The organism is Buttiauxella sp. AC142 (assembly GCF_979253435.1).
Genome location: NZ_CEEDCH010000001.1, coordinates 1,789,030 through 1,805,408, shown reverse-complemented (window position 1 = coordinate 1,805,408; position 16,379 = coordinate 1,789,030). Strand labels below are relative to the sequence as shown.

Below are 16,379 nucleotides of genomic sequence, written 5' to 3'. Positions count from 1 at the left end.
GTATTTACGCTGACTATTTTTTTGTAACCAAGGAGATGCTGTGTCGCAACTTTGCCCTTGTGGTAGCGGTCTGGAGTATAGCTTATGTTGCCAGCCTTACCTACGCGCGGAGCGCCATGCGCCAACACCATCACAGCTTATGCGCTCACGTTATAGCGCCTATGTGATGCAAGACGCAGATTACCTTGTCGCAACCTGGTATCCCCAGACTCGTAGCCCTTCGCTGAAGACCGATATTTCCGGTAGCTTTGCGACGACGCACTGGCTGGGTCTAACCGTTTATGAATCGGCAGATGGCGATGACGAAAACGAAGGTTTCGTCAGTTTCGTCGCACGCTTTGAAGAGCAAGGCGAGGAAAGTGCCATCATTGAACGTTCTCGTTTCTTAAAGGAAAACGGTCAGTGGTACTATGTCGACGGAACCCGCCCGCAATTTGGTCGTAATGACCCCTGCCCTTGCGGTTCCGGCAAAAAATATAAAAAGTGTTGTGGGCGTTAACGCGACGTGGCACAAGATATTTAGCAAACAAACGAACAACAGGACTCACCCTGCAATGCAATCATTACAGCGAAAAGTACTCCGCACCATTTGCCCTGACGCAAAGGGCCTGATCGCCAAGATCACCAATATTTGTTACAAGCACGAACTGAACATCGTTCAGAACAATGAGTTTGTTGACCATCGCACCGGGCGCTTCTTTATGCGTACCGAACTCGAAGGTATTTTCAACGACACCACTTTGCTGGCAGATTTGGATGGCGCATTGCCTGAAGGTTCATTGCGTGAACTCATTCCTGCTGGCCGTCGCCGCGTGGTGATTCTTGTCACTAAAGAAGCGCACTGCCTGGGCGATTTATTAATGAAAGCGAATTACGGCGGCCTCGATGTCGAAATCGCCGCCGTTATTGGCAACCACGAAACGCTGCGCACTCTGGTCGAGCGTTTTGATATCCCGTTTGAGCTGGTGAGCCATGAAGGTCTGACGCGCGAAGATCACGATAAACAGATGGCTGACGCGATTGAAGCGCATCAACCTGATTATGTGGTGCTGGCTAAATACATGCGCGTGTTAACTCCAGAATTCGTTTCACGCTTCCCGAACCAGATTATCAATATCCACCACTCATTCCTGCCTGCTTTTATTGGCGCACGCCCTTATCACCAGGCCTACGAGCGCGGCGTGAAGATCATTGGCGCCACCGCGCACTATGTGAATGACAATCTGGATGAAGGCCCAATCATCATGCAGGATGTGATTCACGTCGATCACACCTACACCGCAGAAGATATGATGCGTGCCGGGCGTGATGTTGAGAAAAATGTTTTGAGCCGTGCTCTGTATCAGGTTCTGGCGCAACGCGTGTTTGTTTATGGTAATCGCACGATTATTCTGTAGGTCAATCATGTAATTGCTTAGGTTTACGACGTTACGTGTAAAAAAACGGCAAACGATTCATTTTCTTACAGCGAATGCTTTACAGCGGCGCTTCATTTGATATGATGCGCCCCGCTTCCAGACAAAGGACGCGAGCAAGAAAGCCAACAAAAAGTAATACCCCTGGCGGGGTTCCCGAGCGGCCAAAGGGAGCAGACTGTAAATCTGCCGTCATCGACTTCGAAGGTTCGAATCCTTCCCCCGCCACCATCTTCAAGCATTAAGTTCGGCCAGTAGTTTTAAACAAGCATCACACCCCTGGCGGGGTTCCCGAGCGGCCAAAGGGAGCAGACTGTAAATCTGCCGTCATCGACTTCGAAGGTTCGAATCCTTCCCCCGCCACCATTCTCAAGTAGTACCTCCCAAACAAATTCCAAATCGCACTGCATACAGATCCTTTGTTGGATGACGCTATGCTTATCCAACCTACAAAACCAAATTCAACACCAAACGCAAAACCGTTCCGTAGGTCGGATAAGCGCAGCGTCATCCGACACCATCAACAAAAGCACAAAAAAATACCCGGCCGAAGCCAGGTATCTTTCAAATCAAATAACAACACTCAGCGACGAGCGCGAACTACCTGATACTTACGCGTCAAATACTCCACCGGAGCACTCCAGACATGCACCAGACGGGTGAACGGGAACAGCAGGAACAGCGTCATCCCCAACACCAGATGCACACGGAAGATAAACGCCACGCCATCCAGATGCTCAGATGCGCCGCCGTGGAACGTCACCACCGCCTGCGCCCATCCCACCAGCTTCATCATCTCGCTGCCGTCCATGTGCTGAGCCGAAAACGGAATCGTCAGCAGGCCGAGTGCGCATTGAATCATCAGCAAGCTCAGAATCAAAATATCCGCCACGCTTGATGTCGCCCGCACACGTGGATTAAACAGACGGCGCTTAAGCAGCAGCAAACCGCCCACCAGCGTCATCACACCACATGCGCCACCGGCAATCATCGCCATCTTCTGCTTCACATCAATTGGCAGGAATGACTCGTACATCCAGTGTGGCGTTAACATGCCGAGGAAGTGCCCGGCGAAAATCCCCAGAATCCCGATATGGAACAGGTTTGACGCCAGATTCATCCCTTTGCGATCGAGCATTTGGCTGGAACCGGCTTTCCACGTGTACTGCCCGTAGTCATAGCGCAGCCAACTGCCCAGCAGGAAAACAGTACCGCAAATGTACGGATACATGTCATAGAAGAACACATTGAGAAAATGCATGATTACTGTCCTCCGATATTCAGATACTGCGGAGCGACAGCCCCGGCAAAACGACGCTGATGGCTGCTAATTTCAGACTCGCCACACCCTGCCTCTGCAACAAATTTCACCTGCTCTTCTTCCCAAACGGCATCCAGAGCTTGCGGAGTGTCATCACGTGCTTCACCGGCAATTTGTTGGCTCACACTTTCAACGGCCACATCGCTTTGCGATAACCCCAACAGCACGTCAAACAGAACGGCGTAATCACTTTCACGCTGTTTCAGGCGCGCTGCCAGCAGTGCCAGAATCGGTGCCACATCCTGCAAACCGCCACGCGCTTCGGCTTCGTCGCGTTGTGACAAGTATTCCAGGTACAACGGAAGATGGTCCGGCAACTCGCGGCTGTCGATTTCCATACCCGCCTGCTGATACTGGTTCATCAGGTTCACCATCGCCTGCCCGCGATCACGGGATTCACCGTGAACGTGTTCGAACAGCAATAGCGAGGTCGCGCGGCCACGGTCAAACAGTTCGCTATAACTTGCCTGCGCATCCAGCAAATCACGGTTGCACAATGAGGTAATGAAACCGTTGAGCTGGGCCGCCGGTTGCAGATTTAACGCACTCCCTTCAGCCAATGCCTCGCGGAGTTCCTGTTGATGCTGCCACAGGGCAGCATCCGGATACTCCAGCAAGCGGGAAATCACCAGAAGTTCAATCATGGTTTTGGCTCCGTTTTGCTGGACACATCAATCGCGTCGATACGTTTACTGTTGAACAGGTTGAATTTGCTGTCAGAGCCATGGCAGCCATCACCAAAGCTGAAACCACAACCTTTGCTTTCAGGGAATGCATCTGCGGCCAGTTCACGGTGGCTGCTTGGGATCACGAAGCGATCTTCGTAATTCGCTATGGCCAGATAGCGATACATTTCCTGCGCCTGCGCTTCAGTCAAACCCACTTCTTCCAGCGCGCTAATATCGTGAACACCTTCCACCGTTTCAGCACGTTTGTAATGGCGCATCGCCATCATGCGTTTCAGAGCGCGCAGAACCGGCGCGGTGTCACCCGCAGTCAACAGATTTGCCAGGTATTCCACCGGAATACGCAGGCTTTCAACGTCAGGCAGGATCCCGGTATGCGGAAGCTCACCTGCGTCAGCCGCAGACTGAATTGGCGACAACGGCGGCACATACCACACCATCGGCAGCGTGCGATATTCCGGGTGCAAAGGCAGCGCCAGTTTCCAGTCCATCGCCATTTTATAAACTGGCGACTGCTGTGCTGCGTCGATTACGCTCTGCGGAATGCCGTCTTTCAGCGCTTGTTCAATCACCGCCGGGTCATTCGGGTTGAGGAAAATGCTCAACTGACGCTCGTACAGATCTTTTTCGTTCTCGGTGCTGGCTGCGGATTCAATCGCATCCGCGTCGTACAACAACACGCCGAGGTAACGAATACGACCTACGCAAGTCTCGGAACAGACAGTGGGTTGGCCTGCTTCGATACGCGGGTAACAGAAAATGCATTTTTCTGATTTGCCGCTCTTCCAGTTGAAGTAGATTTTTTTGTACGGGCAACCGGTGATGCACATCCGCCATCCGCGACATTTGTCCTGGTCAATCAGCACAATGCCGTCTTCTTCACGTTTATAGATGGCACCGCTCGGGCAAGTCGCCACACATGCCGGGTTCAGGCAGTGTTCGCACAAGCGCGGCAGATACGCCATAAAGGTGTTTTCGAACTGGCCGTACATCGCCTTCTGCATGTTGACGAAGTTCTGATCTTTGGCGCGTTTTTCAAATTCGCCACCGAGGATCTCTTCCCAGTTCGGGCCAGCTTCGATTTTGTTCATGCGCTGGCCGGTAATCAGCGAGCGTGGGCGTGCAATCGGCTGGTGCTTACCTTCCGGCGCGTTATGCAGATGCTGATAGTCATAATCAAACGGCTCGTAATAATCGTCGATGCCCGGCAGATGCGGGTTAGCGAAGATTTTACCCAACAACATGGCACGGTTGCCCATGCGCGGTTGCAGTTTGCCGTTGATTTTACGGATCCAACCGCCCTTCCATTTTTCCTGGTTTTCCCAGTCGTTCGGGTAGCCAATCCCCGGTTTGGTTTCGACGTTATTGAACCACGCGTACTCCATCCCTTCGCGGCTGGTCCAGACGTTTTTACAGGTCACAGAACAGGTGTGACAGCCGATGCATTTATCAAGATTCAGCACCATGCCGACTTGTGAACGAATTTTCATTTTACGCTCTCCTGTTTCTGGTCGTTGCCTTCACCGTCTAACCAGTTAATGTCTTTCATCTTGCGCACCACCACGAACTCATCACGGTTTGACCCGACGGTGCCGTAGTAGTTAAAGCCGTAGGCCAGTTGCGCGTAGCCGCCAATCATGTGCGTTGGTTTCGGGCTAATTCGGGTGACCGAGTTATGAATCCCCCCGCGTTGACCGGTAATTTCAGAACCCGGCAGGTTCACGATGCGTTCCTGGGCGTGATACATCATGGTCATGCCTTCCGGCACACGCTGGCTCACAACCGCACGCGCCGTCAGCGCCCCGTTTTTGTTGAACACTTCAATCCAGTCGTTATCTTCGATGCCCAGATCTTTGGCGTCGATTTCACTCATCCAGACAATCGGGCCGCCGCGTGACAGCGTCAGCATCAGCAAGTTGTCGCTGTATGTTGAGTGAATGCCCCATTTCTGGTGCGGCGTCAGGAAGTTCAGCGCTTTTTCCGGGTTACCGTTCGATTTCTTACCCATCACACCTTTTACGGAGCGGGTATCAATCGGCGGACGGTATACCAGCAGGCTTTCGCCAAAATCACGCATCCACTGGTGATCCTGATACAGCTGCTGGCGGCCAGACAGCGTGCGCCACGGAATCAGCTCGTGAACGTTGGTGTAACCCGCGCTGTAAGAAACGTGTTCGTCTTCAAGGCCAGACCAGGTCGGGCTGGAGATGATTTTGCGCGGTTGCGCCTGGATATCGCGGAAGCGAATCTTTTCGTCTTCTTTATTGAGCGCCAGGTGCGTGTGGTCACGACCGGTAAACTCACTCAGTGCTGCCCAGGCTTTCACCGCCACCTGGCCGTTGGTTTCGGGTGCCAGGGTGAGGATCATTTCTGCGGCATCAATCGCCGTGTTGATCATCGGCTGGCCTTTCGCCGGGCCATCTGCTTTGGTGTAATTAAGCTTACGCAGCAAGTCCATCTCAGCCTGGGTATTCCAGGCGATGCCCTTGCCGCCGTTACCGATGGTTTCCATCAGCGGGCCAATCGAGGTGAAACGCTCGTAAGTCGCCGGGTAATCACGTTCAACGGTGATCAAATGCGGTGCAGTTTTACCCGGAATCAGGTCACATTCGCCTTTTTTCCAGTCCATCACGCCAAACGGCTGCGCCAGTTCTGCGGCGGAGTCGTGCTGAATCGGCAGTGTCACCACGTCGGTTTCTTTGCCTAAATGGCCGACGCACACTTCGGAGAATTTCTTCGCGATGGCTTTATAAATTTCCCAGTCGCTTTTTGAATCCCAGGCTGGGTCAACGGCTGCTGAAAGCGGGTGAATAAACGGATGCATGTCCGAAGTATTCATATCGTCTTTCTCATACCAGGTCGCCGTTGGCAGCACGATATCGGAATACAAACAGGTGCTCGACAGGCGGAAGTCCAGCGTCACGACCAAGTCCAGTTTTCCATCCAGACCGTTATCAACCCACTCGACTTCTTCCGGCATCACGCCGCCTTCTTTGCCCAAATCTTTGCCCTGAATACCGTTCTCAGTACCCAACAGGTATTTGAGCATGTACTCGTGGCCCTTACCGGAAGAACCCAGCAGGTTTGAGCGCCAGACGAACAAGTTGCGCGGATGGTTATTGCCCGCATCTGGTTGCTCCGCCGCAAAGCGAATATCGCCGCTTTTCAGTTGCTGCGCGGTGAAATCAGCCGGGCTCATGCCTGCCGCTTTCGCCTGCTTCGCAATGTGTAATGGGTTGGTGTTCAACTGCGGTGCCGATGGCAACCAGCCCATGCGTTCAGCACGCACGTTGAAGTCAATTAAATGACCGCTATAGCGGGATTTATCCGCCAGCGGAGACAACAGTTCTTCAGCAGTCAACGACTCGTAGCGCCACTGGCTGGAATGGTTGTAGAAGAATGACGTGCTGTTCATGTGGCGTGGCGGGCGCTGCCAGTCGAGAGCAAATGCCAGCGGAGTCCAGCCGGTTTGTGGACGCAGTTTTTCCTGGCCCACATAGTGTGCCCAGCCGCCGCCGCTTTGGCCGACGCAACCGCAGAAGATCAGCATATTGATCAGGCCACGGTAGTTCATGTCCATGTGGAACCAGTGGTTCATACCGGCACCGACGATGATCATCGAACGTCCATGGGTTTTGTCGGCGTTGTCAGCAAATTCACGAGCGATACGGATAATGTTCTGGCGAGAAACGCCAGTGATTTGTTCCGCCCACGCCGGGGTATACGCTTTCACGTCGTCATAGCTGGAGGCGCAGTTTTCGTCGTTCAGGCCGCGATCCAGACCATAGTTCGCCAGCGTCAGGTCATAAACGGTCGTGACCAGCGTGCTTGAACCATCTGCCAGTTGAATACGTTTCACCGGCAGTTTGTGCATTAGCACGTTATCGAGCTTAACGTTGCTGAAGTGTTCGGTGCTTTCACCACCAAAATATGGGAAGCCCACATCCGCCACTTCGTCGTGGCTGCCGAGCAGGCTCAGGCGCAGTTCGGCTTCTTCGCCGCTGGTGCCATCACGTTGCTCCAGGTTCCACTTGCCCTTCTCGCCCCAGCGGTATCCGATAGAACCGTTTGGTGCCAGCAGTTCGCCGTTCTGGTTATCGAGTGCAACGGTTTTCCATTGCGGGTTATTTTCCTGACCCAGACCATCAACCAGATCGGACGCACGTAACATGCGGCCTGCGGCGTAGAAGCCGTCACGCTCCTCGAGCATCACCAGCATTGGCATGTCGGTGTAACGGCGCACGTAATCGGTGAAATATTGGCTTGGGTTATCGAGATGGAATTCACGCAGCATAACGTGGCCCATCGCCAGCGCCATCGCCGCATCCGTACCTTGTTTCGGTGCCAGCCACTGGTCGCACAGCTTGGCGATTTCAGCGTAATCCGGCGTAACCGCCACGGTTTTGGTGCCTTTGTAACGCACTTCGGTAAAGAAGTGAGCATCTGGCGTACGCGTCTGCGGAACGTTAGAACCCCAGGCGATGATGTAGCTTGAGTTGTACCAGTCTGCGGATTCCGGGACGTCAGTTTGCTCGCCCCAGGTCATCGGTGACGCTGGCGGCAAATCGCAATACCAGTCGTAGAAGCTCAGGCAAGTCCCGCCAATCAGGGAAAGGTAGCGCGCGCCGGAAGCATACGACACCATCGACATCGCCGGAATCGGCGAGAAGCCTGCGATACGGTCAGGGCCGAACGTTTTTGCGGTAAAGACGTTAGCGGCGGCAATCAGTTCATTTACTTCAGCCCAGCTTGAGCGCACAAAACCACCGCGACCACGGGCTTGTTTATAACTTTTTGCTTTTTCCGGGTCGTTGATGATTGAGGCCCAGGCATCGACGGGGTCTTCGTGCAGAGTTTTCGCTTCACGCCAAAGTTTGATCAGACGCTTGCGCATCAAAGGATATTTCAGGCGGTTCGCGCTATAGAGATACCAGGAATAACTGGCGCCGCGTGGGCAGCCGCGTGGTTCATGGTTTGGCATATCCGGGCGAGTACGCGGGTAGTCAGTTTGTTGAGTTTCCCAGGTCACCAGGCCACTTTTGACGTAGATCTTCCAGCTACAGGAGCCCGTGCAGTTTACACCGTGAGTGGAGCGAACCACTTTGTCGTGCTGCCAACGCTGACGATAACCTTCTTCCCAATCACGATTGGTATCGAGCAGTTGGCCATGTCCATCGGCAAAAGTTTCGCCCTTCTGTTTGAAGTACCGAAACCGGTCAAGAAATTTGCTCATCGGGGTTCTCCTGATGTGGAGCCTGGAGGCTCTATCTTATGAATACGACATTGCTAATTTGTTGGCACGGTAACGCGCGCATATGAAGGGAGAATTGATAACGATCAACTGGGGCGGAGGAAGATTTGCACGTAGACGGTCGATATACCACCAAAGTGGCAATCCGTACTTTATAGTTAAGCAACTGATATATAATCAAAATAACGATTCTCTACTTTCTGCAAGGAGTAGAAATCAGAGCGACTGGGTATTAAGGGGTAAGTCAGCCAATATAGGGAGCATTGAAGCAAAAAAATGGGGCATCCCCTTGCAGAGAAGCCCCATGTTGAATGGTGTAATGATCAGACAGTTAGCGGTTCTGCTTTGCGTTCCGCACGAATGTTTTTGATAAGCAGGCCCGAAATCACTATTCCGGCGCAGGCGAAAACAGCCATCAAGCCAAACACGATTTTGTAGCCCAATAACCCTGGGTTGGTATCTAAGATGTAGCCATACAGGCTGTAGCAGAACATCGCTGGGGCATAACCGATAAAACTTCCTAACGCCATTGCCGCACCGGTATTTTTCTCACTGATTCCCGCCTCGCCAATAGGGGCAAAAAATACCGCTCGCTGAGTAAAGATGACCGCACCAAACATCAGGGTGCAGGCCATGCCTAAATAAACAGGCATTTGTTCATGAGGCAGTAATATTAATGCAACCAAAGCCAGCGCACTAATTATAAAGGTATAGAACAAATATTGGCTGGGTGATTTTAAAACCTTATCCGCAATTAATCCACCAATCGGGCCACCTACCATTTTCAAACAATACTGATTGATAATCCCATACGCCCCTACCAACGCAATCGGTAAAGCGTAGACATTTCTTAAGAATGGAATAAAGAATGTCAGCCCGCAATACACCGCATAAACACAGAACACGCTAAAAGCGATTAGCCAGACAGTTTTGTTTTTTAATACACCGCCTAGGCCGGGGTTCGCTTCTTTTTTCTCTGCCTTCTCTTGTTTAGCCGCTTGTTCTTCCGGACTTTCTTTTAATACAAAGAAAATAACCACACCGACCAGAATAGCGATAAAAGAGTAAAACAATATTGCTGCTTTAAATCCGAAATAATCGCTGCCAAACCAGGTGAACACCGCCAGGGCGCTAAATGCGATAACGGTATCGACAATCCCTCGCCCGGTTTCAAAGAAGCCAAACAAGCGCCCCTGTTGAGTGTTGTCCCCCAGCAAGCTCACCGACTTTAGCAACACCGGCCAGTTGAGCATGTCGCAAGTCACGCCGAACAACGCCCAGACAAACAGTATACCCCAGTAGCCCGGCATGGTAGAAAGGTAGATCCCCAACAGGCCAGTCGCAATCAGTGAAAGCGACATGGTAAAGCGGCGCGGTAGTTTGTCGGAAAAGTAAATGGATAAGAAGAAACCAATGGTCGTGACAATGGAGTTAACCGACATCGCATTACCAATCTCACCGTTGGTCAGGTGAAAATACTCCTGCATCGGAACATAAAATGCGTCTTTCAAGGACGGCAATTTATATATTGTCCCGCCGCACAGAACCAACAAACTAAATATAGTCCATCTTTTTTTAGATAGCATAAGACACCCACCCCTGAATTAGCGGAATTAATTATTATTTTGAGAGTACAGTTACCTCACAAAAAGTGAGACAGCTGAATTTAAATGTTTATTGATTAATTACTTTCTTAAAATAGCTACAGCGTCTTTATGAAGATCGCCAAGAATATTACGCACATGCATTATTTGATTCATTGCATCGTCAATTTCTTTATTGAGCCTTTCTTCCAGCCCGGAGGTCGGCAACGGGGTTTCACTCATCTGGCGCAATGGAATCCACGGGTTTTTATCTTCGTTGGTAAAACGAAATGCCGGTGCGTAATAATCTACTTCTTCTTCCAGACCGAAGGCGGTGACTTGCGGTTTATCTTCGCCCAGACAAATTAATTGCAGTAATAATTCTTTAAACGGTAATTCACCTGCGCCAGAAATACATGCGGTATGCCCGCGCCCTTCACCTTCGTGATTGATTAACGCATCTTTGATATGCACCTGAGTGACTTCTTTTCCCATCACCGCCAGCGCCTCAAGCGGCTCTTCGTTGGCATTAATCATGTTGGCAAAGTCAAACAGCAGGGAAAGCTGCGGAAAATCAGCCTGTTGAACCAGCTGCACCAGTTCGTGACTCTGTAAATCTTCGTGTTGCTCAAGCGTAAATGTCAGGCCGCTGTGTTGGTATTGCGCTTTAATGTATTGAATATCCTGAGCAATGATTTCCGTGACCTCAGAAAGTGTCCCTTCATAGCGCGGATAAAACCGCACCGAAGTCGCCCCGGATTTCAACGCAATGTTCACCGCCTCATCAATGGTTTGGGCATCCGAGGCGCTGGTTTCGATGTGAACATCCAACCCCAAATGGCGCGATTTTTCTGCAAACTTCTCAAGTCGCTCATCGCTGGCATGCCGTAACGACTGGCTTTCTCCATCCACAACATGAATTTTCACCCCTTTCAGTTGCTGCTGGCTGGCAATATCCAGTAAATCTTCCGGCAGAATCTTCTCCATGCGCATATTTAAATGAAACGCATAGGCATGTAGATACAGCGGCAGATTTGCGGCGCGTTCGACAATTTTTGTAGCCTGGATGTTGTTCATGGAAACTCCTGGAAATCGATATAAAACTCTACTGATTCAAAACGCCAATATTCGATATCAACCTGAATAACTTGCCCGGCTTCATCGGCGCGGTATTTTTCAACCCGGATAGAAGGTGTTCCTGCGGTGCCGCCCATCCCTTTGCAAGCCCCTGCCGAAAGTCGTGTGGGTTTAAACGCTAAATGCTGCGTGTGCGAACTTTTGCCGAAGGCTTCTTGCCATACATCAACAAAAGAACGATCGCCTAATTTGTCGATAAAACCGGGAGCGGACTGCGCGTTGATAAAGGTTTCGTGATAGAAAACTTTATGGTTATCAAGCGCTCCCCAGCCGCAAATTTTGTAGATTTCATCACCGTCTTTTACATTCAACTGCGACAAAATTTCGGGTTCCGCGGTATAAACCCGCTCTTTTTCCAGAAAACCCCAGGACGGCAAACGCCCCTGCTCCAAAGCTGCCTGCTTAAAACTGGTGGAAGTGTTCGGGGTGTATTTGAAGCACGGCAAGGCCACAAACCAGCCGCGACGATCTTTACGAAAGATCTTTTCTTCCCCTTCGAGAAACAACAACGCCTGCCGCAGTGTCATGCGCTTGATGCCCAGTAATTCTTCCAGCTCACGCTCGGAAGGTAATTTCCCGCCCGGCTGGACGACACCTTTGCTCAGCCAGTCATTGAGCATCTCTTTTGCCGTTTCTACGGTGGAATGGGTTTTCATGTTTTAATCCATTTGGTTTAAACCAGATTTATCGTCACGGTACTCTTAGCCAGTGAATGTGACAATGGGATCTGGCGGGGTAGTTATTCTAAATGTGAGGTTTCTCGCAGAATAAAGCCGGATCGGGGAGGAATTTCAGGCAAAAAAAAGCGCGACCGAAGTCGCGCAAGGGATAACCAAAAGGTCAAAACGATTATTTGGATGACTTCCGGCCATATACGGCCCAGGTGATCACCACACAAACAATATAAAACACCAGGAACACTTTCATCGCGCCCGCCGGAGAACCGGTCAGCGCAAGCGAGGTGCCGAACGCTTTCGGGATAAAGAACCCGCCAATGGCGCCAATGGCAGAGATGAACCCCAGTGCCGCAGCAGTATCAGTTGCCGCTTCACGCAGCGCACGCTCTTCCGTTCCACCCTGCGCTTTCACGCGGTCCATGGTCAATTTGCGGAAGATAACGGAGATCATCTGGAAGGTAGAACCACTCCCCAGACCAGCCGTCAGGAACAGCATCAGGAACACGCCAAAGAAGGCAATAAAGTTACCGCCAACGCCATTGTGAGGCAGCGTGGTAAACAGCAGCGCACTGAAAATTGCCATGAAGATAAAGTTCAACAGCGAAACACGCGTGCCGCCAAAGCGGTCAGAAATCGCCCCGCCCGCAGAACGAGCCAGCGCACCAAACAGCGGGCCGAAGAAAGCAAAGTGCAAAATGTTGACGTCAGGGAACTGCGTTTTAGCCAGCATCGCAAAACCGGCGGAGAAACCGATAAACGAGCCGAACGTCGCCAGATACAGCACGCCCATAATCCACAGGTGGGCACGTTTCAGAACCGGCAACTGCTCTTTTAAAGAGGCTTTAGACGTGGCCAGATCGTTCATCCCGAACCAGGCTGCAATGGTGAAGATAGCCAACAGCGGCACCCAAACCCATGCGGCGTTTTCGAGGAACAGCATGGTGCCGTCAGCCTGCTCAACGCCTGTTCCGCCAAATACCGCAAACATGGAAAGCGAGATCACCAGCGGGGCGACTAACTGCATCACGCTCACGCCCAGGTTACCTAAACCGCCGTTAATACCCAGCGCGCCGCCCTGTTTTGCTTTCGGGAAGAAGAAACTGATGTTTGCCATGCTGGAAGCAAAGTTCGCCCCGGCGAAGCCGCACAGCAACGCAATCATGATAAACACGCTAAAAGGTGTTGCCGGGTTTTGCACCGCGAAGCCCAACCACACGCAAGGGATGATCAAAATCCCGGTGCTGAATGCGGTCCAGCGGCGGCCACCGAACACTGGCACCATAAAGGAGTAAGGCACGCGCAGCAAAGCACCGGACACAGACGGCAGCGCCGTCAGCATAAAGAGTTGGTCAGTGGTGAAGTTAAAACCGACTTTGTTCAGGTTAACGGCTACCGCGCTGAACAGCATCCAGACGCAGAACGCCAACAGCAAACACGGAACGGAAATCCATAAGTTACGGCTGGCAATGCCGTGACCCTTACTTTGCCAGAATGCGGGTTCTTCTGGTCGCCATTCGGTGATGAGCGACCCCGATTTCTGGTTATTTGTGGGGGACTGAGACATAAACACCTCAAAAAGAGTGAGAGTAATTGCCGCCACATTAGGTGCTAACGAGGAATAAAAATTGATGTGAATCAAGGGATAACCCATCAGAATAATGGTCAAAAAATAACCGTCATTCTTTGTGGGTAATGAACAAATCCGTAAATAGTGTGGTTTTTCACATGCCTGAAAGAAGCTGTTAATACCCTTACACTGAAATATGCCATCCCTGGCAATTAGTGGGTAATCCTTAAGGGGTATGGGTATACTCCGGGGGATGTCTGAAAATAACCGCATTGTCATTTTTCACTCTACGGAGTTCCTCTGTTAATGCTTAAACGCCTGCTCTCTCCGCTCACTTTGTTCAACCAATTGGCCTTAATTGTGCTGTTGCTGGCATTGTTGGGTGTCGCGGGTATGAGTCTTGCGGGCTGGCTGGCGCAAGGAATTCAGGGTAACGCGCACGCCATCAATAAAGCGGGTTCGATGCGCATGCAAAGCTATCGTCTGCTGGCGTCTATTCCGCTTAACGATCAGGACAACGCGCTGCTCGATGAGATGGAACAAACCACCTGGAGCAAAGATTTACAGGAGGCGGCGGAACAAGACGGCCAACAAGATAAACTCGCCGCCCTGCAACATTACTGGCGTGAGGAACTCGAACCCGCGCTGCGCCGTGCCAACAATGCCGACCAGGTTAAACCGCATGTTGCCGGTTTTGTCGCCCGCATAGATAAGCTTGTCACCACCTTTGATCACACCACCGAAATGCGCCTGCACCGGATTATCCAGCTGCAACTTGGCATGGCGGCATTAATGGGCCTGCTGATCATTTTCACCGTCATCTGGTTACGCAAACAGTTACTGCGTCCCTGGCAGAAATTGCTGACCATGGCGCAGGCGATTGGGCAGCGGGACTTCACTCACCGCGTGAACGTTCGTGGTCGCAATGAAATGGCAACGCTGGGCATCGCGCTTAATAGCATGTCTGCCGAACTGGCGGAAAGCTACGCCAGCCTTGAGCAACGCGTGCGTGAAAAAACCGCCGGGCTTGAGCAAAAAAACCAGATCCTCTCATTTTTGTATCAGGCTAACCGCCGCCTGCACTCGCAAGCTCCGCTGTGCCAGCGCCTGTCGCCGGTTCTCAGCGAATTACAGCATTTGACCCCGCTGCGTAACATCGAGCTGCGGGTTTATGAATATGAAGACGAAGAGAATTACGAAGAATATACCTACCAACCTGACAGCAGTTGTGAAGCCAGCGGCTGTAATCTTTGCCCGCGCGAGCCATTGCTACAACCTTGCGAAACCACCGCACAAAAATGGCGTTTGACCGATAACCACATTCAGTACGGTCTGGTGCTGGCGCAATTACCGCTCGGTAGCAGCCTGACGCATGACCAGCAGCAACTGGTTTTAACCCTAATGGAACAGCTCACCGCCACGTTGGCGCTTGAGCGGCAGTACGAGCGCCAGCAGCAACTGGTAGTCATGGAAGAACGTTCAGCCATCGCCCGCGAATTACATGATTCGATCGCCCAGTCGCTCTCCTGCCTGAAAATGCAGGTCAGCTGCCTGCAAATGCAAGGCGCTTCCCTGCCCGCCGAAATGCAGACGCTGCTGGGGCAGATGCGGAGCGAGCTGAATACTTCATGGCGACAACTGCGTGAATTACTGACGACCTTCCGCCTGCAATTAATCGAGCCGGGGCTGCGCCCGGCGCTGGAAGCCAGTTGCCGCGAATTTAGCGAAAAACTCGGCTTCCCGGTCAATCTGGATTACCAGGTGCCGCCGCGCCTGGTGCCGTCTCATCAGGCCATTCACCTGGTGCAAATTACCCGTGAAGCGTTAAATAACAGTCTGAAACACGCCAACGCCACCGCAAGTGGCGTCAGCGTAATTCATCGCGACAATCAAATTACCTTAACCATCTGGGATAACGGCTGTGGCATTCCCGACAACGGCGAGCGCCGTAACCATTACGGTCTTATTATTATGCGAGATCGTGCGCAAAGTCTGAGAGGCGATTGCCAGGTGCGCGAACGCCCTGGTGGCGGCACTCAGGTCATCGTGAGTTTTATCCCCGAAATAAACCCAGGAGCACAACATGAGTAACCCGGAAGCCTCGACCATATTGCTTATCGACGATCATCCCATGCTGCGCACTGGCGTTAAACAACTCATCAGTATGGCGCCGGAACTGGCGGTTGTTGGTGAAGCGGGGAATGGTGAACAAGGCGTACAACTTGCCGAAGAACTCGACCCTGATTTGATCCTGTTGGATTTGAATATGCCAGGGATGAACGGACTGGAAACACTCGATTGCCTGCGTGAAAAACCGCTGTCTGGTCGCATTGTGGTTTTCAGCGTTTCAAATCATGAGGAAGACGTTGTCACCGCGCTGAAACGCGGCGCAGATGGTTATCTGCTGAAAGATATGGAGCCAGAAGATTTACTCAAAGCGTTGCAACAGGCCGCTGCGGGTGAAATGGTATTAAGCGAAGCGTTAACGCCAGTGCTGGCCGCCAGCCTGCGTGCAAATCGCGCCACGTCTGACCGTGACGTTAACCTGCTGACACCACGCGAGCGCGATATCCTTAAACTCATCGCCCAGGGTTTGCCGAATAAGATGATTGCCCGCCGCCTCGATATCACCGAAAGTACGGTGAAGGTTCACGTTAAGCACCTGCTTAAAAAGATGAAACTGAAATCCCGTGTCGAAGCGGCGGTTTGGGTGCATCAGGACCGGATATTTTAAGGTTAGAA

At 51.8% G+C, this 16,379-nt stretch carries 12 protein-coding genes and 2 tRNA genes; 6 read left to right on the top strand and 8 right to left on the bottom strand.

Annotated elements, in window-relative coordinates; translation table 11 throughout:
* Positions 1-40: 40 nt before the first annotated feature.
* The 4 genes from AC0IWZ_RS08255 (at position 41) to AC0IWZ_RS08240 (ending at position 1,781) form a co-directional block, all read left to right on the top strand.
* Positions 41-499 carry a YchJ family protein gene (locus tag AC0IWZ_RS08255; protein WP_072011157.1) on the top strand — a complete coding sequence of 153 codons (459 nt, stop codon included), beginning with the start codon at positions 41-43 and terminating at the stop codon, positions 497-499.
* 55 nt (positions 500-554) lie between these two features.
* The gene (purU, locus tag AC0IWZ_RS08250; RefSeq protein WP_034494973.1) at positions 555-1,397 is read left to right on the top strand and encodes a formyltetrahydrofolate deformylase; all 843 of its coding nucleotides are present in this window, start codon (positions 555-557) and stop codon (positions 1,395-1,397) included.
* Positions 1,398-1,561: 164 nt separating this feature from the next.
* Positions 1,562-1,646, top strand: a tRNA-Tyr gene (locus tag AC0IWZ_RS08245).
* A gap of 50 nt (positions 1,647-1,696) precedes the next feature.
* Positions 1,697-1,781, top strand: a tRNA-Tyr gene (locus AC0IWZ_RS08240).
* Positions 1,782-1,998: 217 nt separating this feature from the next.
* Here AC0IWZ_RS08240 and narI read toward each other — a convergent pair.
* The 8 genes from narI to narU form a co-directional block, all read right to left on the bottom strand.
* A complete protein-coding gene (gene narI, locus AC0IWZ_RS08235; RefSeq protein ID WP_115629021.1) occupies positions 1,999-2,676 on the bottom strand; it encodes a respiratory nitrate reductase subunit gamma in 678 nt (225 codons plus the stop codon).
* 2 nt (positions 2,677-2,678) lie between these two features.
* The gene (narJ, locus tag AC0IWZ_RS08230) at positions 2,679-3,380 is read right to left on the bottom strand and encodes a nitrate reductase molybdenum cofactor assembly chaperone (RefSeq protein ID WP_034494971.1); all 702 of its coding nucleotides are present in this window, start codon (positions 3,378-3,380) and stop codon (positions 2,679-2,681) included.
* Positions 3,377-4,912, bottom strand: a complete 1,536-nt coding sequence (gene narH, locus AC0IWZ_RS08225; RefSeq protein ID WP_034494970.1) for a nitrate reductase subunit beta — start codon at positions 4,910-4,912, stop codon at positions 3,377-3,379. Before narH ends, narJ begins: the two co-directional genes overlap by 4 nt.
* Positions 4,909-8,655 (bottom strand): nitrate reductase subunit alpha, encoded by a 3,747-nt coding sequence (locus tag AC0IWZ_RS08220; protein ID WP_471677640.1) that lies wholly within the window; start codon positions 8,653-8,655, stop codon positions 4,909-4,911. The genes narH and AC0IWZ_RS08220 overlap by 4 nt, the downstream gene beginning before the upstream one ends.
* A gap of 341 nt (positions 8,656-8,996) precedes the next feature.
* Positions 8,997-10,259 (bottom strand): MFS transporter, encoded by a 1,263-nt coding sequence (locus AC0IWZ_RS08215; protein ID WP_034494968.1) that lies wholly within the window; start codon positions 10,257-10,259, stop codon positions 8,997-8,999.
* A gap of 99 nt (positions 10,260-10,358) precedes the next feature.
* Positions 10,359-11,333: a sugar phosphate isomerase/epimerase family protein gene (locus AC0IWZ_RS08210; protein ID WP_471677641.1), complete on the bottom strand. Its 975-nt coding sequence runs from the start codon at positions 11,331-11,333 to the stop codon at positions 10,359-10,361.
* Entirely contained in the window at positions 11,330-12,049 is a 720-nt protein-coding gene (locus AC0IWZ_RS08205; RefSeq protein ID WP_259267659.1) for a GntR family transcriptional regulator, read from the bottom strand. Before AC0IWZ_RS08205 ends, AC0IWZ_RS08210 begins: the two co-directional genes overlap by 4 nt.
* Positions 12,050-12,242: 193 nt before the next feature.
* Positions 12,243-13,634, bottom strand: a complete 1,392-nt coding sequence (gene narU, locus AC0IWZ_RS08200; protein ID WP_034495098.1) for a nitrate/nitrite transporter NarU — start codon at positions 13,632-13,634, stop codon at positions 12,243-12,245.
* Between the two features lie 309 nt (positions 13,635-13,943).
* Between narU and narX the strand changes: the two genes are divergently transcribed.
* Together narX and narL are read left to right on the top strand one after the other, a co-directional pair.
* Positions 13,944-15,728, top strand: coding sequence for a nitrate/nitrite two-component system sensor histidine kinase NarX (narX, locus tag AC0IWZ_RS08195; protein ID WP_471677642.1), 1,785 nt, complete (start codon positions 13,944-13,946; stop codon positions 15,726-15,728).
* Positions 15,721-16,371, top strand: a complete 651-nt coding sequence (gene narL, locus AC0IWZ_RS08190) for a two-component system response regulator NarL (RefSeq protein ID WP_034494964.1) — start codon at positions 15,721-15,723, stop codon at positions 16,369-16,371. The genes narX and narL overlap by 8 nt, the downstream gene beginning before the upstream one ends.
* Positions 16,372-16,379 lie beyond the last annotated feature (8 nt).

What these genes read in the sequence shown, in the direction of transcription:
- purU (WP_034494973.1), top strand. Translation starts at nt 555, where the DNA reads ATGCAATCATTACAGCGAAAAGTACTCCGCACCATTTGCCCTGACGCA.
- narI (WP_115629021.1), bottom strand. Translation starts at nt 2,676, where the DNA reads ATGCATTTTCTCAATGTGTTCTTCTATGACATGTATCCGTACATTTGC.
- narJ (WP_034494971.1), bottom strand. Translation starts at nt 3,380, where the DNA reads ATGATTGAACTTCTGGTGATTTCCCGCTTGCTGGAGTATCCGGATGCT.
- narH (WP_034494970.1), bottom strand. Translation starts at nt 4,912, where the DNA reads ATGAAAATTCGTTCACAAGTCGGCATGGTGCTGAATCTTGATAAATGC.
- AC0IWZ_RS08220 (WP_471677640.1), bottom strand. Translation starts at nt 8,655, where the DNA reads ATGAGCAAATTTCTTGACCGGTTTCGGTACTTCAAACAGAAGGGCGAA.
- AC0IWZ_RS08215 (WP_034494968.1), bottom strand. Translation starts at nt 10,259, where the DNA reads ATGCTATCTAAAAAAAGATGGACTATATTTAGTTTGTTGGTTCTGTGC.
- AC0IWZ_RS08210 (WP_471677641.1), bottom strand. Translation starts at nt 11,333, where the DNA reads ATGAACAACATCCAGGCTACAAAAATTGTCGAACGCGCCGCAAATCTG.
- AC0IWZ_RS08205 (WP_259267659.1), bottom strand. Translation starts at nt 12,049, where the DNA reads ATGAAAACCCATTCCACCGTAGAAACGGCAAAAGAGATGCTCAATGAC.
- narU (WP_034495098.1), bottom strand. Translation starts at nt 13,634, where the DNA reads ATGTCTCAGTCCCCCACAAATAACCAGAAATCGGGGTCGCTCATCACC.
- narX (WP_471677642.1), top strand. Translation starts at nt 13,944, where the DNA reads ATGCTTAAACGCCTGCTCTCTCCGCTCACTTTGTTCAACCAATTGGCC.
- narL (WP_034494964.1), top strand. Translation starts at nt 15,721, where the DNA reads ATGAGTAACCCGGAAGCCTCGACCATATTGCTTATCGACGATCATCCC.